Source organism: Streptomyces capitiformicae (assembly GCF_002214185.1).
Classification (GTDB): Bacteria; Actinomycetota; Actinomycetes; order Streptomycetales; family Streptomycetaceae; genus Streptomyces; species Streptomyces capitiformicae.
This window is the reverse complement of record NZ_CP022161.1, coordinates 10,024,857-10,049,873: the sequence shown is the minus strand read 5'-3', so window position 1 is coordinate 10,049,873 and position 25,017 is coordinate 10,024,857. Positions and strand designations below refer to the sequence as shown.

Annotated in this window: 10 protein-coding genes and 2 pseudogenes; 8 read left to right on the top strand and 4 right to left on the bottom strand. The window is 67.3% G+C overall.

All coding sequences use genetic code 11. From position 1 onward, the window contains the following. Nucleotides 1-6: 6 nt before the first annotated feature. From CES90_RS45165 to CES90_RS51780, 5 genes and pseudogenes are all read left to right on the top strand, one after another. Nucleotides 7-6,870, top strand: coding sequence for a polymorphic toxin-type HINT domain-containing protein (locus tag CES90_RS45165; protein ID WP_189787041.1), 6,864 nt, complete (start codon nt 7-9; stop codon nt 6,868-6,870). A gap of 680 nt (nt 6,871-7,550) precedes the next feature. Further along, nucleotides 7,551-8,060, top strand: a pseudogene (locus tag CES90_RS45160) (hypothetical protein); the annotation flags it as partial. Further along, nucleotides 8,020-8,433 (top strand): hypothetical protein, encoded by a 414-nt coding sequence (locus CES90_RS45155; protein WP_189787083.1) that lies wholly within the window; start codon nt 8,020-8,022, stop codon nt 8,431-8,433. The pseudogene CES90_RS45160 and the gene CES90_RS45155, both read left to right, overlap by 41 nt. Nucleotides 8,434-9,885: 1,452 nt before the next feature. Then, nucleotides 9,886-12,759, top strand: a complete 2,874-nt coding sequence (locus CES90_RS45145; RefSeq protein ID WP_189787039.1) for a LamG-like jellyroll fold domain-containing protein — start codon at nt 9,886-9,888, stop codon at nt 12,757-12,759. 51 nt (nt 12,760-12,810) lie between these two features. Beyond that, nucleotides 12,811-14,310 carry a hypothetical protein gene (locus CES90_RS51780; protein ID WP_332836415.1) on the top strand — a complete coding sequence of 500 codons (1,500 nt, stop codon included), beginning with the start codon at nt 12,811-12,813 and terminating at the stop codon, nt 14,308-14,310. A 13-nt stretch (nt 14,311-14,323) separates the two neighbouring features. Here the strand turns inward: CES90_RS51780 and CES90_RS45135 are convergent, their stop codons facing one another. Further along, entirely contained in the window at nt 14,324-17,350 is a 3,027-nt protein-coding gene (locus tag CES90_RS45135; protein ID WP_189787931.1) for an aminotransferase class III-fold pyridoxal phosphate-dependent enzyme, read from the bottom strand. Nucleotides 17,351-18,230: 880 nt separating this feature from the next. On the opposite strand from CES90_RS45135, the gene CES90_RS45130 reads away from it, so the two are divergent. The 3 genes and pseudogenes from CES90_RS45130 to CES90_RS50830 all read left to right on the top strand — a co-directional run bounded on the left by CES90_RS45130 (nt 18,231) and on the right by CES90_RS50830 (nt 21,971). Then, complete coding sequence (locus CES90_RS45130) at nt 18,231-19,448, top strand: helix-turn-helix domain-containing protein (protein WP_189787930.1); 1,218 nt, start codon at nt 18,231-18,233, stop codon at nt 19,446-19,448. A 550-nt stretch (nt 19,449-19,998) separates the two neighbouring features. Beyond that, nucleotides 19,999-20,682 (top strand): haloacid dehalogenase type II, encoded by a 684-nt coding sequence (locus CES90_RS45125; RefSeq protein ID WP_184566907.1) that lies wholly within the window; start codon nt 19,999-20,001, stop codon nt 20,680-20,682. A 39-nt stretch (nt 20,683-20,721) separates the two neighbouring features. Further along, nucleotides 20,722-21,971 (top strand): annotated as a pseudogene (locus CES90_RS50830) (NAD(P)/FAD-dependent oxidoreductase). Here the strand turns inward: CES90_RS50830 and CES90_RS50825 are convergent. The 3 genes from CES90_RS50825 to CES90_RS45105 form a co-directional block, all read right to left on the bottom strand. Further along, nucleotides 21,929-22,957 (bottom strand): hypothetical protein, encoded by a 1,029-nt coding sequence (locus CES90_RS50825; RefSeq protein WP_232791380.1) that lies wholly within the window; start codon nt 22,955-22,957, stop codon nt 21,929-21,931. The pseudogene CES90_RS50830 and the gene CES90_RS50825 overlap by 43 nt on opposite strands. A 166-nt stretch (nt 22,958-23,123) precedes the next feature. Then, complete coding sequence (locus CES90_RS45110) at nt 23,124-23,528, bottom strand: cupin domain-containing protein (protein WP_189787928.1); 405 nt, start codon at nt 23,526-23,528, stop codon at nt 23,124-23,126. Then, on the bottom strand, nt 23,525-24,943 hold the full coding sequence (locus CES90_RS45105; RefSeq protein ID WP_208921595.1) for an MFS transporter: 1,419 nt from the start codon (nt 24,941-24,943) through the stop codon (nt 23,525-23,527). Before CES90_RS45105 ends, CES90_RS45110 begins: the two co-directional genes overlap by 4 nt. Nucleotides 24,944-25,017: the final 74 nt, after the last annotated feature.

Sequence of the window (25,017 nt, the reverse complement as noted above, 5' to 3'; positions counted from 1 at the left end):
CTGCCTTTGTCATCAGCGGTCGTCGCTGGTCTGCTGAGTGCCGCACCGGCGCAGGCAGCCGCGGCGGATCGCGATCACACCGCCCTGCAGAAGGCCAAGTACGGCAAGGCCGAGCTCTTCGACCCGAAGGTCACCAAGGTCAAGGACCCGACGGAGGCCGCTGCCCGCAGGACGCTCGCCAAGGCTCGCGCGAAGGTGACATGGCCGGGAGCGTCGGCGGTGACGGTCGATCTGCCGCCGGAGAACAGCAAGAAGTCGGTCAAGGCCGCCGGGCTGCCCATCGCGCTCGCCCAGCCCAGCGACAAGGCTGCTGGGGTCGCGAAGTCCTCTGAGGCCCCCGACGAGGCCAGGGTCCGCGTCCTCGACCGGAAGACCACCGATAGGCTCGGCATCGACGGCGTGGTCTTCACGGTCGCCCGCGCCGACGGCGACACCAGTGCCGCGAGCCTCGGCGCGACGATCGACTACAGCTCCTTCGCCGATGCCTACAGCGGCAACTGGTCCTCCCGGCTGCGTCTCGTCCAGCTCCCCGCGTGTGCTCTGAGCACGCCGGAGAAGGCGGAGTGCCGCAGGACCACTCCGGTGGCTTCGGAGAACGACGGCGAGGCCGAGACGGTCACCGCGCAGATCACCACGCCGAAGGCGACCACGGCCGGTACGAAGACCCGGACCGCGATGGCCGCCAAGCCCGCCGCCATGGTCATGGCCCTGTCCGCCGCGGCCGGCTCGGACCAGGGCACCTACGAGGCCACCCCGCTGGCGGCCTCCTCCACCTGGTCGGCCGGCGGTTCCAACGGCGACTTCACCTGGAACTATCCGCTGGAGACTCCGCCGGCCCCGGCCGGCCCGGCGCCCAACCTGTCCATCGGCTACTCCGCGCAGAGCGTGGACGGCCGCACCTCCTCCACCAGCGCGCAGTCGTCCTGGATCGGCGAGGGCTTCGACCTGTCGACCTCGTACGTCGAGCGGGCGTACGGCAGTTGTGAGGACGACGGCCAGGACAAGAAGTACGACCAGTGCTGGAAGGAGGACAACGCCTCCCTCGTCCTCAACGGCAAGTCGACGCCCCTGGTGAAGGAGGGCGGCAAGTGGCGGCCCAAGAGCGACGACGGCGAGCGGATCGTCCACGACACCGGCGCCGTCAACGGCGACGACGGTGACACCGGGGAGAACGGCGACAAGGGTGAGTTCTGGACGGTCACCTCGACCGACGGCACCCAGTACGTCTTCGGCAAGAACCGGCTGCCCGGCTGGAGTTCGGGCAAGCCGGAGACCAACTCGGTGTGGACGCTCCCGGTCTTCGGCGACGACTCCGGCGAGCCCGGATACTCCTCCGGAGACGCCTTCTCCGGCCGCGCCAAGACCCAGGCCTGGCGGTGGAACCTCGACTACGTCGTGGACCCCCACGGCAACGTCATGACGTACTGGTACGACAAGGAGCTCAACCACTACGCCAAGAACGGCACCACCGGCAACGGCACCGAGTACGTGCGCAACGGCTGGCTCAAGCGCATCGACTACGGCCAGCGCACCGACACGATCTTCTCCACCACCCAGCCCGCCGCGGCCCGCGTGAAGTTCACCGTCGCCGAACGCTGCCTACCGGTCTCCGGCGGCGAGAGCTGCGGCTCGCTCACCTCGTCTAATCGCAACGCCTGGCCGGACGTCCCGTTCGACCAGATCTGCGCCGCCGACAAGCCCTGCACCGACCAGCCCAGCCCGGCGTTCTTCACCCGCAAGCGCCTGACCGACGTCACCACCCAGGTGCACGACGGCTCCGGCAGCGCCGAGAGCGACTACCGGGCGGTTAACGCCTGGCACCTGGGGCAGACCTTCCCCGACCCGGGCGACGGCTCGGATGCCGGCCTGTGGCTGGACTCCATCAAGCGCACCGGCAAGGCGGGCACCGACGCCTCCCTGCCCGCGGTCACCTTCAGCGGCATCCAGCTGCACAACCGTGTCGACAGGACCGGCGACGACGTCGCCCCGTTCATCAAGTGGCGAGTCCGTACGGTCACTTCGGAGACGGGCTCGAAGCTGACGGTGAACTACTCCAAGGAGGACTGCGTCGCCGGCAGCGACGTCCCCTCCAAGCTGGACGCCAACACCCGGCGGTGCTATCCGGTCAAGTGGATCCCGCCGTCCAACCCGACGCCGGGCACCGACCCCAAGCCGCGCACGGACTTCTTTCACAAGTACGTCGTCACTCAGGTCACCGAGTCAGACCCGACCGGCGACGCCCCGCTGAAGCAGACGGACTACACCTACAGCGGTGGCGGTGCGTGGGCGTACGACGACGAGTCGCCCATCACCCAGGCCAAATACCGCACCTGGGGTATCTGGCGCGGCTACCAGAAGGTGACCACGACCTCCGGTGAACCTTCCAGCACCCAGTCGAAGTCCATATCCCTCTACTACCGGGGCATGGACGGCGACAAGCAGTCCGACGGCACCACCCGCAAGGAGACGGTCACCGACTCCAAGGGCGTGGTGAAGACGGACTCGGAGCAGTTCGCGGGCCAGCTGCGCGAACAGATCACCTACAACGGCGCGAATGGTCCCGAGGTCTCCGCGACCGTCAACACTCCCTGGTCCCGCACCACCGCCACGGACAAGCACTCCTACGGCACGGTCAACGCGTACATGGTCCGCACCGAGACCTCGGTCTCCCGCACCGCGCTGTCGGGCGGCGGAGAGGCGACGACGGCCAAGACGACGACGTACGACCCGACCAGCGGCCTGCCGCTGAAGGTGGAGACGGACGCGGCGGGCGAGAAGGACTGCACCGTCACGGAGTACGCCACCAACACCTCGGCGTGGATTCTCACCCTGCCCAAGCGGGTGGAGAAGGTGTCCACCGGCTGTGCCGCGACCCCGAAGCGGACCGGGGATCCGAAGACAACAGACGTGATCTCGGATGTGCGGACGTCGTACGACGACCAGAACTGGGGGAAGCCGCCCACGAAGGGCGATGTGACCCGGGTCGAGAGGGTGACCGGCTACGACGGTTCCACGGCCAAACTCCAGACCGTCAACACCACCAAGTACGACGCGCTCGGCCGTGTGACGGACTCCTACGACACCAGAGGCACCCGGGTCTCGCACATCGAGTACACCCCGGCCGCCGGAGGACCGCTCACCCAGACCGTCGAGACCAACGCGCTCAACCACGCCACCACCAACGAGATCGCCCCTGACTGGGGAGTGCGTACCTCGACCACCGACCCCAACGGCAACCGCACAGAACTGGCGTACGACAGCTTCGGGCAGCTCACCGATGTGTGGCTCGCCAACCGGGACCGCGCCGCCGGCCAGACGGCCAGCCACAAGTTCGAGTACAAACTGCAGAACACGGCCGCCTCGTGGGTGGCGACCAAGTCCCTGAACAACGACGGCACCACCTACCAGACCACCTACGAGATCTACGACGCACTGCTCAGGCTGCGCCAGACACAAGCACCCGCCGCGTCCGGCGCCGGACGGATCATCACGGAGACCAAGTACGACACCCGTGGCCTGACTGTCGAAACGTCTACCGACTACGTCGACACCACCGCGCCCTCCGGCAAGCTCGCCACACTGCTCACCGCAGCGCCGGCAGGTACGGAAACGGTGATCGACGGCGCCGGGAGGGTGACGATCGAAAAGGTCCTCGCCAACGGCAAGGAGTTCTCACGGACCAAGCACACCCATGACGGCGACTCCACACTCGTGGAGCCCCCGGCGGGTGCCTCGGCCATTCGGGAGAAGGTCGACGCCCGAGGTCGCACGGTCGAGAAACTGGAGTACGACGGCAACGCGTTGAGCACGAAGTTCGCCCGGTTCACCTACGGATACGACCACGCCGACCGCTTGACCAGCGTCAAGGACGACGACGGCAACACCTGGGCGTACGGATACGACTTCCTGGGCCGCAAGGACAGCACCACGGACCCCGACGCCGGCGGAAGTTCATCCGAGTTCAACGATCTCGACCAGGTCGTCTCCACGACCGACGCCCGGGGCAAGTCGATCGGCCTCACGTATGACGTGCTCGGCCGCCCGACCGGCCGACTCGACGGCAAGGTGCCCGTGGTCAACGGCCAGCCGGCTCCCGAGGACTCCAAGTACCTGGCGCGCTGGACCTACGACTCCATCGCCAAGGGCGAGTTGACGTCGGCGATCAGATACGTCGGGGGCAAGGGCGGCAGCGTCTACGCCCAGACCAACGCCAAGTACAGCAAGACCTATCAGGTCCTCAACGAGCAGTACACGATCAGCAAGACCGAAGGGGCCCTGGCCGGATCCAACGGAACCTGGACCATCGCCAACGCCTACAACCTCGACGGCACGCTGCAGAAGCGGACCATCCCCGCGATGGGCGGCCTCGCGCAGGAAGTGTTGACGTACGGCTACACCGAGCAGCGCATGCCCGACACCCTCCAGGGCCTGACCGGCATCGTCCAGAACACCGACTACCTGCCTGCCGGTGAGCAGATCCGCACCACCCTCGGCGTCTCGCCCCTCGCGGACTGGACGGAGATCAACCGCAGCTACGAGACCGGCACCAAACGCCTCGCGCGCCAGAACGTGGTCTCCGAGACCCACACCGGCACGGACTCCGACGTCCACTACCGCTACGACACGGCCGGCAACCCCATCGAGGTCGAGGACAAGGCCACCAGCCCCAGCGACCGGCAGTGCTTCACCTTTGACGGCCACCGCCGTCTGAAGACAGCCTGGACGACGACGGCCGACTGCGCCACCGCACCCGCCAAGACGAACGTCGGCGGCCCGGGCCCGTACTGGCAGTCGTTCACCTACGACAGCGCGGGCAACCGCAAGACGGCGACCGACCACCTGGCCGACGCCACCACCTCGTACACCTACAAGACGCCCGATCAGCCCCGCCCGCACGCCCTGGCCGCCACCGAGACCAAGAAGACGGACGGCACGGTCACCGGTACGACGAGCTACACCTACGACTCCGCCGGCAACACCGACATGCGGACGCTGGGTGGAAAGCCGCAGGATCTCGACTTCAATGCGGAGGGCAGCCTCGAGAAAGTCACCGAGGCGGACAATACGGCGACGGAGTACCTGAACGACGCCGACGGCTCCCGGCTGATCCGCCGGGACACCACCGGCACCACGCTCTACCTGGGCGAGACCGAACTGAGGCTGGACAAGGCGAGTGCCAAGGTCGAGGCCACCCGCTACTACAGTCACAGCGGGCAGACCGTGGCGGTGCGCACGACGGCGGGCCTGACCTGGACCGCCGCCGACCACAACGGCACGGCGAGCGTGCAGATCGACGCTGCCACCCAGACGGTCACCCGGCGCCAAATGAAGCCGTTCGGCGAGGATCGAGGCCAGACCGCCAAGGCGTGGGTGGGCGAACGCGGCTTTGTCGGCGGCACCAAGGAGCCGACCGGCCTCACCCACCTCGGAGCACGCGAGTACGACCCGTCCACCGGGCGCTTCGTCAGCGTGGACCCGGTCATCGACCTCACCGACCCCCAACAGGTCAACGGCTACTCCTACAGCAGCAACAACCCGGTCACCTTCGCCGACCCCGACGGCAAATTCCGCGCCTCCGCCATCCTGCTTTTCCTGGCCCGCCAGCTTGGAAAGGCCATCCTTGCAGCCCAAGCCGTCATCATGAGGCAGTCGGGTTCATCCAGCTCGGGTGGTATGTCCACTGGAGGAAGCGCCAACTACGCGTCATCGGGCAGCAGTTCGTGCATGCCGCCCAGAATCTGCGGCAACGTCGAACCGGCGGATCCCAGATCTGTGGGTAGCTGGAAAGACGTTGCGGGAGGCATCGGAGATTTCTTCGCCGAGAGCGCGGATGTGGCCGAGTTCGCCACCGAGCCCTGGTGCTGGAGCGGCACAAACCCGGACTGCGGTGGTACCCAGGACAGCTATCAGGAGCTGGTTGAGGGGTTCGGCGCCGATCCCGACTCTGACGTGTATCAGGGGACCAAGACCGTCATGGATGTCGGGTCGGTGTTCGCCGGTGGTTTCGGTATCGGAAAGTTCGCCCTGAAGCAGCTCTTCAAGAAGCAGATGCGGAAGCAATCCAAGGAGAAGAGTGGCTGCAGCAAGTGCTTCCTTGCCGGTACGGACGTCCAGATGGCAGATGGCTCGACTAAGGACATCGAGGACATCGAGGTCGGCGACGAGATCCTGGCAACCGATCCCGAGACAGGCGAGACTGGCGCTCGTAAGATCACGCGCCTCATCGTCACGGACGATGACAAGCTCTTCAACGAGCTGTCCATTGCGACAGACGATGGCATCGAGAAGCTGACTGCGACGTACGAACATCCGTTCTGGTCTCCGTCGGAGCAGGACTGGGTCGAGGCCGGTGTTCTTGCGCCGGGCATGAGTTTGCTCTCCGAGGAGGGTAAGACCGTCGTCGTTACCGCTAACCGTGCGTACGAAGACAGCGTCCGCACGTACAACCTCACAGTCGATGACCTGCACACGTATTATGTGCTGGCGGGCGATGCACCGATACTCGTCCACAATGCGGGAGGGCTTGGTTCCGATGAGATGTATCTGTGGCGCGCGGTCACCGGAGCGGAGCTTTCTGACATTCATAACACGCGCTCCTTCAGAAGCACCCAAGGTGTGAAGTACTTCTCTTACACAGAGCATGGGGCTGCTGAATATGCCCGGCGATCTTATGCGCTCCGAGGAGAGAAGGATGGCCCATACACAATGATTCGCACGGTCATCAATAAGGCAGACATCCCCGTCATGGCGAATATGCCTCATACGTCCGATGTTGTCGATGGAGGGGTTGCTCTCGGAGACGACGTGCTTTCTAAGTTGGGAAGGCCGCGGATCATGACGGGTATGAGTGCAGGAACCGAGTGCCCATGAAATATGTGATTGCGTCAACTTCGAAGGTTGACGTCGACAAGTGCCGGGCGGCATTGGTCGGAATCGCTGGTGTCGAGTACAGGGTGGGAAATGTGCCCGATACCTGGCTTGGCTGCGATGCTGCAGTGGTGTGGTGGCCTTTGGCTCACGAGCAGTACGGTGGAATTCCGAAATCTGGGGTAGCGCAGGTCTTGTTCAGTTCCTTGGAGGGTGACGCGCCAGAGGTCATTTTGGCAACTCCCCCGGGCCCAGGCGGAACTTCGGGGGTGGGTCCAACGGATCCCGAGATTGAGGACTATACTTTTACCTCTCTGGATGAGAGTATTCGCGAGTATTTGCGACTATTTCCTGGGTGTCGGGATAAGGCGACAATCCTCATCCACCTAGAGGTGGCAGGTATCAATAGGCGAGACATGAAGGCGCCCCTCCGGGGCATAGAGAGGTTCCTTCGCGTACGTAGGTGAAGTCGGCTGCTTGGTGTTGGGGTGCGCCCCCTGGATTGAGCTCGATAAGGTTTCGCGAAACTGTGGTCGTGGAATCCTCCAGGGAGCTGAACACCGGAAGATAGGTAGGGGGTACCGCCGGATCCGGCGGTACCCCCTACCGCCCACATCAAGGCCCACTGCATCCAGAAATCTCGTACATGCATGGACGCATATCTAACGGCCGCCCAAAGGACAAGTCTGCGCACTGATGAGGGCGAAATAGTCGTCGTCACCGAAAATCGGGCCTACACGGGTCACGCCCGCACCTACAACCTCACTGTCGATGACCTGCACACCTACTACGTGCTTGCGGGTCGGACCCCGGTACTCGTCCACAAAAGTGGCGAAGACCCAACATCCTTCTCGAACCTGCAGCCCGAGGACAAGCTTGATTGGTTCAAGCCGATCGCGCCCGGAACTGCCATGTCCCGCTCCGGCAACTACGCCTATGTGGCGCGTGCCGACGGGGAACTCATCATTGGCAAGAGAACCGCGGGCCATGTGAGCCTTGCCAAGGGTGGAAAAGTCCTGGCCGCTGGCGAGTTCAAGACGAAGGGGGGTGCGGTGGTGTACCTCGACAACAAGTCTGGGCACTATCGACCCTACGGAGCCAATGCACAAACGGCAGCGGTTGATGCCTTCAACAACAACGGAATGGACGCGAATGGAAAGTACATCGCCGCTTGGGGAGCACCCGACTGCTGACCCAGTCTCCGAGTTCAGAGGAATCGTGCAAGACATTCGGGACGCCGTCGAGGAATCGTGCGGAGTCGAGTCTGTCGAGCGGGATCTCGAACGAGCGCTCGACGTCCTGAAGTCGAATCCTGGCTCCAGGGAGGCATTTGAGGAAGTACTCGTCTCGGTGATCGAATCATTGGGGGAGGGTGCCGTCGAGTTGATCTCCTTCACCATGCATGAACTGAGGTGGCAGGCGGTTGAGGAGGCGGTTACAGCGAGGGTTTCCGCCCCTGGGCGGAATGTCAGCGACCTTCGCCTCTATGAAGCCATGTTGGATGCCTTCTCCGACTCATGGCGAGATCGTGATCTCTACGCGAGATTCGATCGACAGGACGGATGACGCACAGTTGTGAGCGTGCAGCCCCATCGGGTGACCGATGGGGCTGCGGTCTTCTCCGCGGAAAAGGTGATGCACGTGAGGCGTCGTACCGTTCCACTCAGCCCTTCAATACCGGAAATCCCCGAGGCGCCACAGCCGGCAGCGCCAATGCCACCGTGCAGGGGTCGTACGACCAGGTAGACGCATGGGGGGACTGGCACAAAGGCGACTTCCTGCTGTCCTATGATCGGCTCAGGCGGCGCGGAGAGATTCGGCTTTCGGATCTACTCGCGCAGCAGTGCGGGACTCTCGTTCAACTGTGCAGTGGGAGGGTCTGGGGGAGGCCGACAACCCGGGTGATCGGTTCCTTGCTACCCGCGGCACCTGTCTCGGTGGCCAGCCGGTGGCCGGACGCCTTTGGACGACGTAATACGAGGTAGCACAGATCAACCAGCCGTACATGCTCTGATCAGGCAGAACGTCACTCAGCAGCACCACCAGGCACCACGCAACACGAACGCTCACGGTCTCGTAATGCGTAGGTCTCGGGTTCGAATCCCGAAGGCGGCTCCATGGTGAACCCCAGGTCAAGCCTTTGACCTGGGGTTTCTTGTGTCGGGTGACCTTGGAATCTCGGCAAATCGGGCACTGTGTCTCTGTGTATCGTAATGCGTGGGCCGGAGGTTTGGTTTCTGTGACGAGATCGACGATCTAAGGCTCTGACCTGGCGCTTTGCTGGCCCGTGGGGGATGGATCATGCTTGCGTAATGGGTTCCGGTGGACAATCGGTGGACAGGTGTGCGTGACGCTCCGTCAGTGGCCTGTGGTTGCACCTGGACCGACCGGTGGACGTACGACCGTCTTCGAGGCGGCGATCGGAAGCGGCGGGACTGTCCGGTTCAGACAACTTCAGTCGGACATGGTCAGCTACTCCTCTGTGATGCCGTCGTGTGAGGGATGGCGCCCTCCGGCTCGTAGGGGCGGTTCCTGTCGAGCTGGGCAGGGAGCCGGAGGCGCCCATGCATGCTGCGCTGATCCTGCGTCGGTTTGTGCCGAACCGTGGCGGGCGCCGTGTCGGCGACCGTGGGTGGGGGGCGGTGCATGTCTTTCGTGCCGAAACGGATGATGAAGGTCGGACGGTCGGGAACGTCTTCCGGATTCAGTGTCCGGCCAGGGCGACGGTGTCTTCCGGCGCGACGGTCGGCCCCAGCTTGACACTGATGGGGTTGTGCACTGCCGGCGTGAGGCCGACGTGGTCGGACTGCTGTATGCACCGCGCGCGTCCTCCCACGCCAAGGGCCGTTCCTCAGGCATGAGCAGTGCGTGTGTTGTGTGGGCTGTGGGGCGGTTCACTCTCGAAACGCCCTTGCTCCGGTGAAGGAAGTCCCATACGTTTCTTCAGCCACTGCTGTACGGCATGGCCACATCAATTTCATAGCGGGCTCTGGGGAGAGCCTGGGGGGAGACAAGGGTATGACCAACCCTTGGTTCCGGCGGCTTCGTGCTGCCCGGACGCTAGGCGTGCTGCTCGGCGGCGCCGTTGTCCTGGGCGCGCTGCCCGCCGTCACCAGTCCGGCCACCGCGGTCGGCAGCACACCGCCTGCATCGGCCGAGGGGGCCGCGTTCGCACTGGCCGCTCAGACCGGCGAACCGGTGGAAATTGTTCAGCAGCGTACCGAGGACGAGCTCGTCTTCGCCAACCCGGACGGCTCGCTGACCAGTGAGACCAGTGTCCAGCCGCAGCGTGTCCAACGGACCGACGGCAGTTGGGTGAAGGCGGACGCGACTCTCGTACGTCGGCCGGACGGCACGGTCGGGCCGAAGGCGGCTGTCGTTGATCTGGCGTTCGCGGCGGGAGGCTCGTCCGACTTCGTCACGCTCGGCGAGGACGGTAAGTCCTTCACGCTGCGCTGGCCCGCGCCGCTGCCGGAGCCGGTCCTGAGCGGTGACACCGCCGAGTACCGCGAGGTGCTGCCCGGTGTGGACCTGCTGGCTACCGCCTCGGTCACGGGCTACTCGTACGTGCTGGAGGTGAAGACCCCGGAGGCGGCCCGCAACCCGCAGTTGGCCGAACTGCGGTTGCCCGTACGGTCGGAGGGCCTCGACCTCGGTACCGGCCCGACCGGTGGTCTCCAGGCGGTGGACGCCTCGGGCGAGCGTGTCTTCGGCGGTCAGGCTCCCAAGATGTGGGACTCGTCCGCCACCGGGGTGCCCGCCGACGCCGTTCCCGCCTCGGGCACGGACACGCCTGCCCAGGAGGCGCCCGACGCGGGCGCGAAGGTCGCGGACCTGGCCCTCGACGTCTCCGCGTCCGAGGTCACCGTCGAGCCCGACCGTGCCCTGCTCACCGCCGCCGACACCGACTTCCCGGTCTACATCGACCCCGAGGCCGGCATGTCCAAGAGCGAGTGGCTGTACGTGTCCAGCTCGCATCCGAGCACGGAGTACCACAAGTTCAAGAAGGACGAGGGTGTCGGCCGCTGTTCGGCCAAGACCATCGGTGGCATCTACTACGTGTGCAGCAACTCGCCGTACACGAACCGGATGTACTTCCAGTTCGCCACGAAGGGCTGGAAGAACCGGACGATCTCCAAGGCGGTGTTCCAGGTCTACGAGACCTTCTCCTTCTCCTGCACCAAGAGCACCGTGAACCTGCACATGGTCGCCGAGGGCGGTGTCGACTCCGCCACCAACTGGAACAACAAGCCCAAGGACGGCGACCTGATGGTCGACAAGACCGTCGCGTACGGCCGGGGCGACAGTTGCAGTCCGGACGCCCCGCCCAGTTGGGTGCACTTCGCGGACAACGCCGAGGAGACCAACGAGAACCTCACTTCCTCGGTCCGCAAGAAGGCCGCCGGTGAGGACCCGATCGCGTTCTCGCTGCGGGCCGCCGACGAGGACGACCCCAACTCCTGGAAGCGGTTCCGTGGAGACGACGCCAAGCTCGTCGTCACGTACAACACCCGTCCGAACAAGCCCACCGGGGAGAAGCTGAGCAACCCGGAGGAGAAGACCTGCACGACCGACAACACCAAGCGCCCCTGGATCCGTGACGCGACCCCGGCCATGTCCGTCACGGGCACCGACGCCGACTCCCACACGGACGGCACCGGCCAGAACCTCACCGCAACTTTCCGGGTCTGGGACCAGGTCGACGGCCGGCCCATGGTCTACGAGGGCAAGGACGGACCGCAGAACGAGGGCAAGTTCGAGGAGAACATCCCCGTCCGGGAGCTGAAGCACGGCAGTGGCTACCGCTGGCACGCCCAGACCTACGACGGCTCCACCGGTAAGCTCAAGGACTCCGGGTACTCCCCGTGGTCCGACTGGTGCGAGTTCGTGGTGGACGTGGAGCGGCCCGACACCAAGCCGCACGTGGCGCCGGTGGCGAGCGAAATCGACCTGCCGGCGGGCAGCAAGCGGCACTTCACCTTCTCCGCCAACGGCAACTCCGACCCCGTCTTCAAGAACGACGTCGAGTTCTACGAGTGGGACCTCGGCAACGACACCCCCACCCGCAAGGCGGACCCGGCCACCCTGGGCGGCAAGGCAACCATCGAGGTCGCGCCGAGCACCTTCGGACCGAACGTGCTCTACGTCCGCAGTGTCGACCGGGCCGGGAACCGGGGCCCGCTGGAGAAGTTCTTCTTCACTGTTGGCCGTGCCTGCGCCGACGCGCTCGCCGACGCCTGCGCCGCCGCTGTCTACGGCCTCGACCAGACCTCCGGCACCACGGCCCCCGACGCCTCCGGCCACGACCGCGACCTGACGGTCAAGGGCGCCGACTGGGTCGCCGGTCACCGTTCAGCGGCCGATCCGGCCGACAAGGCGCTGCGTTTCAACGGCACCACCGACCACGCCACCGCCGCCTCCGCCGTGCACACCGGCCAGGCGTTCACTGTCTCGGCGTGGGTGCGGCCCACGTCGCTGGCGAAGAACATCTCGGTGGTCAGCCAGGCGGGCAGCCAGGGCAACGGCTTCAACCTCTATTACTCCACCGCCTACAAGCGCTGGGTCTTCGGCCGCCACGTCTCCGACAAGGCCGGCTCCGACCTCGTCCGCGCCATGGCGACCAGCGAGCGGCCCGCGACCGTCAACAAGTGGGTCCACGTCGCCGGAACCTACGACCCGGTGGCGCGGAAGTTCAGGCTCTTCGTCGACGGTGAGGAGCAGGGCAGCGCCACCGTCACCGATGTCTGGAACGCCTCCAAGGGCCTCAACCTCGGCCGCGCCCAGTACGACGGTGACTGGTCCGACCCGTTCGCGGGTGACATCGACGACGTACGCCTCGTCCCCGGCCTGCTGTCCGGCACCGAGATCTTCCGGCTCGCGAACACCAGCTGACCGCCCCTGACCAGGGCGTCACCTTCCACACCACCCAGAGGGGGAGCGCGCGTGCGCGCATCACGCAGACACAAGGCACATCCCTGGGCGAGAGCTCTCGCCGTAACGATCACATCCGCCCTGACCGTCACCCTGCTCCAGGGCACCCCGGCGCTCGGTGACGACCCGGACGAGGCCCGGGAGAAGCGGCGCCCCAAGACCCAGGACGTCGCCTCGACCCCGGTGGTCGAACAGGAGGGTCAGCCCACTCCGCTCGAGCACACCAAGGGGTACGGCGAGACATTCCGCCCGAAGGCCGCGTGGCCGAAGGCGGGCAGCGCGACCGTCGATCTCGCGGGCTCCAAGAAGCGCAGCGCGCTGTCGAGCGCCAAGGCGGGTTCGCTCCCGGTCAGGGTCGGCCCGGCCAAGGGCATGACCCGGTCCGCGATGGCGGCCGTGACGCCCACCCGCGCCAAGGTCGATGTCCTCAGTCACGCTGCCGCGCAGAAGGCCGGTATCGACGGGCTTCTGCTCAAGGTGGCCCGCGCCGACAGCGGCACCACGAACGGCAAGGTGTCTGTCGAGGTCGACTACGCGGCCTTCGCCCAGGCCTACGGTGGTGACTGGGCGCAGCGGCTGCGTCTGGTCGAACTGCCCGCCTGTGCGCTGACCACGCCCGAGGCGGCCAAGTGCCAGACGGTCACGCCGCTGAAGACCGACAACAACGTGCGCGAGCAGAAGCTCACGGCCGACGTGGCGGCGCTGCCCGCGGCCAAGGCCCCGCTGCTCGCGGCCGCGGCCGCGCCCTCCGGCGGCTCCGGCTCCTACACCGCGACCTCGCTGGCGCCGTCCGCGTCCTGGCAGGTGGCCGGGCAGACCGGCGGCTTCACCTGGCAGTACCCGCTGCGTGTCCCGCCCGCCGTCGCCGGCCCCTCTCCGCAGCTCGGTCTCGGCTACAACTCCGCGTCCACGGACGGCCGTACGGCTTCCAGCAACAACCAGACGTCCTGGATCGGTGAGGGTTTCGATCTCTCCGCCGGCTATATCGAGCGCTCGTACCGCTCCTGCACGGAGGACGGTCACGACGAGGCGGGGTCGCAGAAGTACGACCTGTGCTGGCACTCCGACAACGCCACCATGAACTTCGGGGGCCGGGCCGGTGAGCTGGTCAAGAAGGGCAAGGACGAGTGGCGTCTGAAGCAGGACGACGGCACTCGTATCGAGCGTAAGTACGACGGCTTCAACTCCGACAACAACGACGAGTACTGGGTCGTCACCACCACTGACGGCACCCGCTACCACTTCGGCAAGGGCAAGCGCGAGTCGGAGGCCGCCGACACCGAGAACACCGGTGCCACCTTCGAGGTCCCGGTGGGTTTTCTCTTTCTGACTCAGGCCGTGGAACGGCCGTTTGTGGTGATGAAGTCGATCGGCTGGGAGGTGCGGCCCTCCAGGGTCAGGTCCGCGGCGATGTCGCCCATGGCGGGCGAGACCTTGAAGTCCTGGCCGGAGAAGCCGGCCCGCGGGGCACTTCTCGCATTCGCGGGCCACTCTCGTTCACTGCCTCAGTAGACGGTTGCCCGTCTCAGGACTGAACGGCCGAGCGCAGCTCGGGCAGGGACAGGACCTCGTCCAGCACGTCGACGTAGAGATCCACGTGCTCGCGGCGGAAGGTCATGGGCGGTTTGATCTTCAGTACGTTGTCGTGCACGCCATTGGGGAAGACGATGACACCGCGCTCCTTCATGAGCTCGGTGACCATGAAGGCCTGCTCAGTGGCCGGCATTTTGGTGGAACGGTTACGGACCAGTTCGACGCCGAGGTAGAGCCCTTCTGCCCGCACGTCACCGATGAGCGGTTGGCGCTGCTGGAGCTCGCGCAGCGACTGGGCGAAGTACCCGCCCACGCTCACGGCGTTCTCCCTCAGTCCATCCTGCTCGACGATGTCGAGCACGGCCTCGCCGATCGCGCAGGAGACCGGGTTGCCGCCGAAGGTGTTGAAGTACTTCATGCCCGTGTCGAACGCGTCGGCGATCTCCCGAGTCGTGACCACCGCCGCGAGGGGATGCCCGTTCCCGAGCGGCTTGCCCATCGTGACGATGTCCGGGACCACCCTCTGGAGCTCGAACCCCCACCAGGGCCCGAGTCGTCCGACGCCGACCTGGACCTCGTCGGAGATGCACAGGGCGCCCGCCCGCCTGGCAGCGGTGAACACGCCGTCGAGGTAGCCGTCGGGGAACACGATGTTCCCACCCGATCCCATCAGGGACTCGGCGATGAAGGCGGCCGGGGGTCGGCCGTCGGCCGTGATCCGCTCGATGACAGCCGCGGCGTCGCGCGCGTACTTGACTCCGGCGTCCGCGTCGTCGTACCCGTAGGTGCTGCGGTAGCGGTCCGGGATGACGACCTCGTGGGTGGTCGCGGGTGCACCGGCGCCGCCGGGGCCCTTGTAACGGTTCGGGCTGATCCCGGTCACCACGCCGGTGTTTCCGTGGTATGCGCCGTCGATGTTGACGATGTGCTGACGACCTGTCACCTGGCGGGCGATCCGCAGCGCCAGGTCGTTTGCCTCGCTGCCGCTGCACACGAGGAAGACGACCTCGAGCGGGTCGGGCAGCGTGGCTACCAGCTTCTGCACGTAGCTGGCGATCTGCGGGTAGACGAAACGGCTGTTGGTGTTGAGCTTGCGCATCTGTCGGCTGGCGGCGGCCGTCACCCGTGGCTCGGCATGGCCGACGTGGGTGACGTTGTTCAACGAGTCCAGATAGGCCAGGCCGTCCTCGTCGTGGAACCACACGTCCCGCCCACGCACGAGGTTCATCGGGGTGCGGTAGTAGTTGCGCTGCGAGCGAGCGATGTGGCGACGGCGCACTGAGACAACGTCGTCGATGGTGGGGACCGCGGCGGGGGACTCGGTGAACCCGAGGAGCCGGGCGGGGTCGGGTGACAGGTGGCTCCACACCTGCCGTGCGGAGGGCGGCACGGCACGAGGGGGCGGCCACGTGGCCATCCGTGCGGTGCGGTGGACCTGCACCTGGACGCAGGGCCCGAGCGGGTCCGTCTCCTCGCTCGCGCCGGCACGTCCCAACGGCGCCCCGGCCGGGACTGTCGCCGCAACGGGCGGCGTGTCGTCGAGTCCCCACCAGCACGTCCAGAACTCCAGCCCTTCGACCGCATGTCGCAGCACCAACGGCATCCCTGCGCCACCGCGGGCCTCGACGATGCCGGACAGCGGGCTGGCAACCTCCTCGGCGTCGGCCACGATCAGCGAGCCGCCGACCTGAACCGTCGCGGGCTCCTCGGCTCCCGGGCGGCGCCGGCCCCCCAGGAGCAGCGATGCGCTGAGGTGGGGCACGTAGCCCCGTCGCCGTCGTCCGTCGAGGATGTTGTCGATGCTCGCGCGCAGCGCCCTCGCGTCGTGCCAGTCGACTTCGTCGTAGAGGTCACTTGCCGGTCGCAGGTCGAGCAGTTGCGGGGCCGGTGCGTACGGGGCACCGTCTCGGGCCGCCTCTACCAGGACCTCTTCCAAACCCCGCTGCTCCCGCGTCGGGGGGAGCCCACACGCGACCCGGAACATCGCCTCGGCGACGTCGGGGCAGACCTCGGCCACCTGCGCGATCGCGGGCCATGTGTGTTGCATGCGGGTCCGCCCGTACGGCGTGTCGCTCTCGGCGACCCGGCGCGTCCACGTCACGGCGTTCATGCACAGCCGGGCGGCCGCCAACGGATAGACAGCCGCCAGTTCCTCAGCCGTCAGGGGGAGCACCGAGTGGAAGCCGGCCACGACTTCGGCCGCCGCAGCGAGCGGGTCGGCCTTGCGGACACTGGCGTAGCCCGCCGCGATCGCCACCTCCGCCGCGCGCACGCTGTAGAGCGAGTCGCCCAGGTCGACGATGCCCGAGATCCGCAGCACCCCGTCCTCGTCAGCGTCGGCGAGGACGTTGGCGTCATTGAGATCCTGGTGTACGACGCTCCGCGGCAGTCGGTCCCATGCCGGCAGGAGATCGTCGTACCAGCCCATGATCGTGCGCACCGACTCCCGCCGGTCCGCGTCCTGTACAGCGTGCAGCGACGCCTCGACGATCTCAGCGGCCCGGCGCATGTCCCAGTCGTGCGGTTCCAAGCCCACCGGTGGCTCCACGCTGGAGAGTCCGAGGCTCAGCCGCCCAGCGGCTTCTCCCAGCTGGCGCAGAAGCGCTGCGGGGTGGTCGTCGAGATCCGCCAGGACCCGGCCCTCAAGCCAGCTCATCACGCGGACCACGTGCGTTCGGCCCTCGTGGACGACGGCGGCAAGGAACTTCCCCTCGCATGTCGGGATCAGCCGTGGAACCGGAAGGTCGGGAACGGTGGAGGCCAGATGCTGGAGGAGCGAGTTCTGCCAGAGAACGTCGGCCGAGTCCGGCTCCGCGCGGGTGACCCGTACGAAGTAGCGCATGCCGTCGTCGCCGGTGATCCGGACGTTCTGGTCGACCTCCCCTCCCAGGGGGTGCTGGGCATATCCCTCGAGCCCGAAGGACTGCCGCAGCACGTGATCGAGGAGCGAGCCCGGCAGTTGGCCGGTGTGACCGGGGATGGTCGTTCCGTCCTGGCCGGTGGTGGTCGCTGAGGTCATCGGTGCGTTCTCTCTCTCGTCGTCAAGTCGCTCATCACTCACCGTGGGCCTGTGTCACGACGCTCAGGTCGTGGCCAGTCCCCCGCCGCCACCCGTGTCGGCTTTGCCCGACGCTGTCAGTCAGTTCCCGGACGGTCCGATCGATCGCGGTTCCCGGGGGCGGCGGGCAGAGCTGCCGCGGCTGTGTCTCGAATCGCTTCACGGGCTGCGCAGACCTTGGCCAGGTCGACGACCGACAGGTCCAGGGCGAACTCCCCCGTTTGGTGCTTCGCCTCGATGCCTCACTCCGACGGCCGCAGGGGCCCGGGCCAGGACGCGCTCCAGCACTTGGTCGGCATCAGGTCCGAGGTGGGCCGTCCGTCAAAGGCGGACCGCTCATCGAGACCTGTCATCTGCTCACGCGGCGGCGGTTATGACGTCCCAGGTGACGTTGGAGGGAGCACCCCGCGCAGCGCCTGGGCGGGGTCCAGCGGTGTCCTCATGGTCCTCGACCCTCGCCTTGAGCTCGGCGTAGTCTCTGGGGGAGTCCTGGGTGATCTCGATCCCGCTCTGCCTGGCGAACCGCTGACACTGACCCGAGGAACGGCGTCCTCAGCAGTGCCTACTCAAGGTGACGGACTGAGGATCAGGTGTCTATGGAAGTGCCATGGCTGCTCCAAGTGCGTGGTCATGTCACGAGCTTTCTCCAGCCCGAGGTGATGCGTCAGATGAAACACCGCGGAGAATCCGGCAACAAGGGACGCGAGGCCGCGACATCGACCCCGTATTTTGTGCTTGTGCACAATTACTGCCAGGGAGCCCCACCGGCATGTCAGCGGTATTACCCGGAGACGGCCCCGGATCCGTCCGGTGACGGCTGTCGTCGGGAGAGGCGGTCCTCATGAGCGGCCCGGGACGCCGTCAGGGCGGGGCCCGCCACGACGCCGTGCAGGCGATCGCGCGCCGGCTCCTCGAGGAACGACTCGACGAACTGACCTCTCGTGCTCTCGAACGGCTGGAAGCCGAGGAGCCCGCGTACGCGTCGGCGGACTGGGACCCGGTCCAGAAACGGGAGGGGATGCGACGAACCCTCGAACTCGCCCTGACCCGGCTGGCCGGCGGTCCCGTGCCCCGGACGGTCTCGCGCGCCACCGAGGACGTGGGACGCGAGCGAGCGGAGCAGGCGTTTCCCCTGACCGCTCTGATGCACTCCTTCCAGCTGGACCTCAGGACCCTGTGGGAGGCCGTGCTCGCAGAGGGGCGAGCACGTGGCATCAGCGCCGATCCCGACTTCCTCGACGGGTTGATCCGCGTCTGGGAGGCGACGGACGCCAACAGCGTTGAGGTCGTCGACGCCTACCGCCGCACCGAGCGCGACCTGGCGAGCCATCGTATGGAGGTGCGCAACCGCGCCTTCACCCGCCTGGTCCTGGAAGGGGAGCAGGATCCCTCCATCGTCGCCGAGGCCTCCACGTTGCTGGGCTTCTCCGAGAACGTCGCCCTGACCGTGGTCGTGGTCGAATCCGTTCCTACCGGGGACCCGGCTGTGTCCCAGGTCGACGACGCGCTGCGTCGGGGCGGCCTGCTGCGTCACTTCGGATGGATGGGCGACGAGCTCCTCGGCATCATCGGTCACGGACGGCGCGATGAAGAGGCCGTGCTTGCCATGCTCCGGCCGTTCGCCCCGTGGCGCTGCGGCGTCGCGGAAGTCCCCGGCCTGGCGCTGACGGCGCGGGGCATCCGGTTCGCACGTGCCGCGATCCGTAGCTCCGCGCAGCCCGGAGTGCGGCACGTGGAGGGCCACTGGATCGGGGCGATCATGTCGGCGCAGGAGGAGCTCACCGGTGCGATGGCCACCGGCGTGCTGCGCCCACTGCTCGAGCTGCGCGACCGCGACAGCATCGTCGAGACCCTGCGCTGGTACCTCGACCTGGGCTCGGTCGCCGAGGTGGCCGCACGCACCTACCGTCACCGGAACACGGTGGGCAATCGCCTGCAGGCTGCGGAAGAGGCGACCGGGCTGAAGCTGTCACGACCGAACGACGCCGCCCGGCTGGTCTTCGCCCTGGCTTGGCTGGAGACGGACGCGGGCGCCCGCTTCCGGGCGACGATGTCCTGATCCACCGATTGCTGGACGGGGCAAGGCAACCGGCCGGGGCCGCGACCAAGAGAGCTGGAGCCAAAGCGCGGCGGTCAGAGGCCACATGCCCTTCATGAGACCGGCTCCTTGGCGGCCGACAGCCCGGTCACGCCGCCGGGCAGCAGCGCCAAGCGGCCGCGGTTCGCGCCGGAGCCGCTCGCGGTGCCTCTCAGAAATTGTGCACAGGCACAAAATACGCGGTCGATCTCGCGGCCTCACGTCCCTTGTTGCCGGATTCTCCACAGTGCTTCACTGACGCATCACCTCGAGCCGGAGAGGCTCATCGCATCGGAGCAGCAATGATGCTGCCGCCGACTACCTGATCAGCATTCACCGTCCCTGGCCTGTCCGGGGGCTCGTCCTCCAGCGGCGGCCCCTCGGGCACCCCCTCAGCCCCCATGCCATCGGTCGCCGCCCCAACGCTCGGCAGCCTCCTGAAACCCCGATGCGGCCGGCCTGGCCGCACTCGACGAGATCGTGACTCCCGCTAAGCGGAATGTCCTATATGCCTGGAAAGAGGTTGAATATCATGCGTCAGATCGTCACCTTCGATGCCTACGGCACCCTGGTCGACTTCCAGCTCGGCCCCACCACCCTGAAGGTCCTGGCCGACCGGCTGGACCTGGACCGTCTGAACGTCGACGAGTTCCTCGACGACTTCCGCATCATGCGGTTCCACGCCGTCCTGGAGGCATACCGCCCCTTCCGCGAGCTGCTGCCCTCCAGCCTGGAGATAGCGATGCGTCTGCACGGCCTGGAGTACCGGCAGTCCGACGGCGAGGCCCTGGTCGCGGCCGTGCCCACGTTCGGCCCCCACCCCGAGGTCCCGGCCGCCCTGCGGGCGCTGAAGTCCCGGTACGAGATCGCCATCATTTCCAACACGGACGACGACCTCATCGCCCAGAACCTGGCCAACATGGGCGTCGAGTTCGACCATGTCATCACCGCCCAGCAGGCCAAGGCGTACAAGCCGTCCCGGCAGACCTTCGAGTACGCCTTCCAGGCCATGGACATCGACCCCGCCCAGGTCATCCACGTCGCCCAGGGCTGGGAGTACGATCTCATCCCCACCCGCGACCTCGGCCTCGCTCGCCGCGTGTGGATCAACCGCTACGGCCACAACGGCTCCATCGGCGCCCGCGGCAGCGCCGACTACCAGCCCTTCGACGAGCTGCCCGACCTGTCCGGCCTGCCGGCCCTGCTCGGCTGCTGAAGCCGGGACCGCAAGCCCCTGCCCGAGCAGGCGGACCTGGTGGTCATCGGGGGCGGCCTCACCGGCCTGTCCACCGCCTACCACGCGGCACGCAAGGGCGCCCACGTCGTCCTCGTGGAGAAGGACAAGGTCGGCTCCGGCGCCTCCGGGCGCAACGGCAGCATGTGCACCCAGGGCATCACCATCAGCCCCGCCGAGGCGCGCAAGCGTTACAGGCAGCCGCGGGCCCGGGAACTGTACGACGCCTTCCGCGAGGCGGTGGACCTGGTGGAGGAGCTGACGGTCATGGAGCAGATCGACTGCGACTTCCATCGCGTAGGGCGTCTGGGCGTCGCGTTCAAGCCGCAGCACTTCGAGAGCATGCGGGCCAAGCAACGCGACCTGGCCGACAACTTCGGCCACGACACACGCTGCTGAGCAAGAGCGATCTACGTGCCGAGCTGGGCTCCGACTACTACCACGGAGCCCTGCTCGACCCGCTCAGCGCGCACCTTCACGTCGGCAAATACGTCCATGGCCTGGCCGAGGCCGCCGAACGCGCCGGGGCTCAGATCCACGAACGCAACGCCGCGACCGCGCTGCACCGCCTCCCCGAGGGCGGTTTCCTCGTCGAGACCCTGCACGGCACCATCCGTGCCAAGCAGGTCATGGCGGCCACCGACGCCTACACCGACAAGGCCATGCCCTGGTTCCGCAAGCGGCTGATCAACGTCGGCAGCTTCGTCATCGTCACCGAGCCACTGGGCGAGGAGCGGGCCCGGCAGCTCATCCCCAACAACCGCGTGGTCGTGTCCTCCAAGAACATCGGCCACTACATTCGCATCACCCCGGACAATCGCCTGGCCTTTGGCGGCCAGGCCCGCTTCGCCCCCTCAGACCCCGCCTCGGACGTCAAGAGCGGTGACGTCCTGAAGCGGGAGATGACCGAGATCTTCCCGCAGATGGCCGGGGTGAAGATCGACTATGTATGGGGCGGCATGGTCGGCTTCTCCCACGACCGCGTTCCGCACGCGGGCGAGGTCAACGGCCTCTACTACTCCATGGGTTACTGCGGCCACGGCGTCAAGATGGCCACCTACATGGGCCGCGCCATGGTCGAGGTCATGGACGGTGAGGGCGTTGCGGGGGACGCCGGCCTCGATGGCGAGGGCCACGATGGTCAGGGCTCCGTTGGAGCGCTCGGGTCGGCCGGTCAGGATGCGGTCCATTGCGATGCGGATGCAGTCGCGCTCGTCTGCTGCTCCGCTCACGGTGTGGGGTCCTTCAGGGTGATCCGGCTGCGGTCGTGACTGTCGGCGATGCCGCGCAGCCGTTCGGCGTGGTCACCTAGCCGTTCGCTGATCGGCTGGGGCACGTGCGTGGACTGGTTGTCGAGGGCGGCGGCGCGGTGGCGCAGCGCTGTGGCGTGGTGGTCGGTGCGGACGATGTTGCCGCAGCCGGGCACGCAGTGGTCAAGCCGTGGGGTATCGCGCATGCCGGTGCGGTGGCACAGGGCCTGTCCCCGCTTGTAGTGGCACAGCAGGAGCGCCTGCGGGTTGTCGTACAGCATGGCGTCGTCGTTGGCGAGGAGGCGGCGGGCGGTGGTGGCGTTGATGACGGTGCCCTCGAAGCGCGGGGCGCGGGCGGCGGCCTTGATGGCGCGCCGGGCGGCCGGGCCGGAGAGGCCGCCGCCGGCCTGGAGGTCGTCGTTGAGGTCGGCGACGGTGTCGGCGACGGCGCGGACGGTCTCGATGTCGATCAGTTCGTGGATGCCTTCGCGGCTGCGCGCGGCGTAGCCCTCGGAGACCAGCGCGGTGCGTAGGTGGCCGTACTGGATGGCGAGGGCGACGAGCCCGCCCGGGCGGCGGGCGATGTGCCAGGCCAAGGTGCGGCGGAAGCGCCTTGTGCCGACCGCTCCGTGCGGGTCGGGCGGGATGACCTCGCTGGGCAGGTGGTGGCGCGCGGCTTCGGCGTTGGCCCAGGTGACGAAGTCCTCGATCCGCACGCGTAGGGCGGGTGAGCGCAGGGATCCGGTGCTGGGTCCGGCCTTGGCTCCGTGCACGGCGTGGGCGAACAGCAGCTCGCCGGGTTCGACAATGCGCTCCAGCACGCGGATGGCTTGGACGACGGGGGTGATGGCCACCCAGGGGACGTCGCGCTCGCGTCCGGCGGAGTGGTGGTTGCCGTGCGCGTCGGTGGCGTTCTTGTACTCGTGGCCGTAGATCAGGTGTCGGCCGATACGGCCGGAGGCGTCGGGCTCGGGATCCGGGCAGCAGCCGTGGCGCAGCCCGAGCACTACTGGCGGGAGGGGGTTATTTCCAACCGTGCACTATTCCCCGATATCGCTCGCTCCGACTGGTGAACCTGAGTATGTGACGCCGGGGCTCTGGGCTCTACCCGGGGTGGACGGATCAGTTGCCGCAGGGTGGCCCGGCGGCAGGCTCGGCCGGGCCACCCCGCTGTCAGCGAGTGTCGGTACGTTTTTCGAGGCGCGTGCCGTGGCGAAGGGTGATCGACATTAGGTCACTGGGGGCGTCCAGCTCCAGGCGGTGCCAGCGGCCACGGGGAACGATCACGGCGGTGCCTGGCTGCAGCTGCACCATGTCCTCGGTGTCGTCGGGCCTGGCGTGACGGAAGTAGAGGCGGACACCGCCGGTCAGGCAGCAGACCGCCTCCTCGGCCTGCGGGTGCATCTCCCAGTGGTCGGCGTGAACGTCGACGTCGGTCTCCACGTGGAACGTCGCGAGCTGCCAGGCGCCCGATTCGTTGCTCGTCATCCGCCGTTCGGCAGCTTTGACGTCGCCGTTGGGGTGGATGTGCAGCGCCGCGGAGAACAGGTCGATGGGTGAGATGGGTGTCGTCGTCATGACGGCGTTCCTTCCAGTCGGTTCTCTGCGGGGGTGGCAGGTCGTGGCGCAGGTGTTTCGGTCCGGCGGCGGGGCAGTACTCCGATCGCCACGGCCGCCGCGATCACGAAGAGAGCGGCGGCGATGCCCAGGCCCAGGGCGTAGCCGTCGTTGAGCGCGGCAGGGTTGGTGGCCGTGCCGGTGCGGTGTGCGGCGATGGCGGCGAGGGCGGCCAGGCCGATGCAGCCGCCGAGCTGACGGGAGCTGTTCATCAGGCCGGAGGCCATGCCGGCCTCTTGGGGGGCGACGCCGGTGGTCGCGGCGGCGACGATCGGGGCGATGACCAGTCCGACGCCGATGCCGGTGATGATGCAGGGACCGAGCACGTCGGTGAGGAAGCTGCCGTCGGGGCTGATGCGGGCGAACCAGGCCAGGCCCCCGGCGGCGAGGAGGGCGCCGGGCACAAGTGACGCACGGGGGGTGTGTGCCGCAGTGACACGGGTCGCGACGATGCTGCCCGCGACCAGGCTTGCGGAGAAGGGCAGAAATGCGGCACCGGTTGCTGCGGCACCCATGCCCAGAACCTGCTGCATGTACAGGGACACGAAGTAGAACGCCGAGAACTGCCCGGCGGTAGAGAAGAAGACCAGCACGTTGGCGCCGGCGACCCAGTGGCTGCGCTGCAGGCCGAGACGCAACAGCGGTGCGGGAGCCCTGGATTCGGTGACGACGAAGGCGGCCAGGAGCATGGCCGCGGCGACGAGCATCGTCCATGTGGCCGAGGAGTCCCATCCTTGGGCGTCGGTGCGCACGACACCGGTCACCAGCAGCCCGACTCCACCGGTGGACAGGACGGCACCGAGCACATCCAGCCGATCGCTCCGGACGGGGCGTGCTTCGGCGGGCACGCCTGCGCGGACCAGCACGAGAGCCACCGCGACGATGGGCAGATCAATCAGCATTACCCAACGCCAGCCCGCGTACTGGGTCAGTAGCCCACCCGCCAGCACGCCCAGCGCTCCGCCTGCGGCGTTCACCCCGCTCCACACCCCGAGCGCGCGCACGCGCCGCGGGCCCTCGGGGAAGGTGATGGTGAGCATCGCCAGCGTGGCCGGGGTGGCCGCGGCGGCCCCCAGGCCCTGGCCGGCGCGCGCGGCGATCAGTTGCCAGGGTGCCTGGGCGAGCCCGCCCGCCAGTGAGCACAGCCCGAAGACGGCCAAGCCGAGCACGAACAGCCGTCGTCGGCCGTAGAGGTCACATGCGCGGCCTCCCAGCAGCAGAAAACCGCCGAGCGTGAGCGCGTAGACATGCACGACCCACGACAGATCGAGCGGTGCGAACCCCAGCGCGGTGCGGATCGCGGGCAGGGCGACGTTGACCACGGATAAGTCCAGGGCGACGACGAACTGGGCGACGGCCACGGCTGCCAGCACCACTCCGGGTCACCCTCGCGCATTTTTATACATGTAAGGAAAGTAGCGTCAGGGGATCGTCGTTGTCGACACCTGGG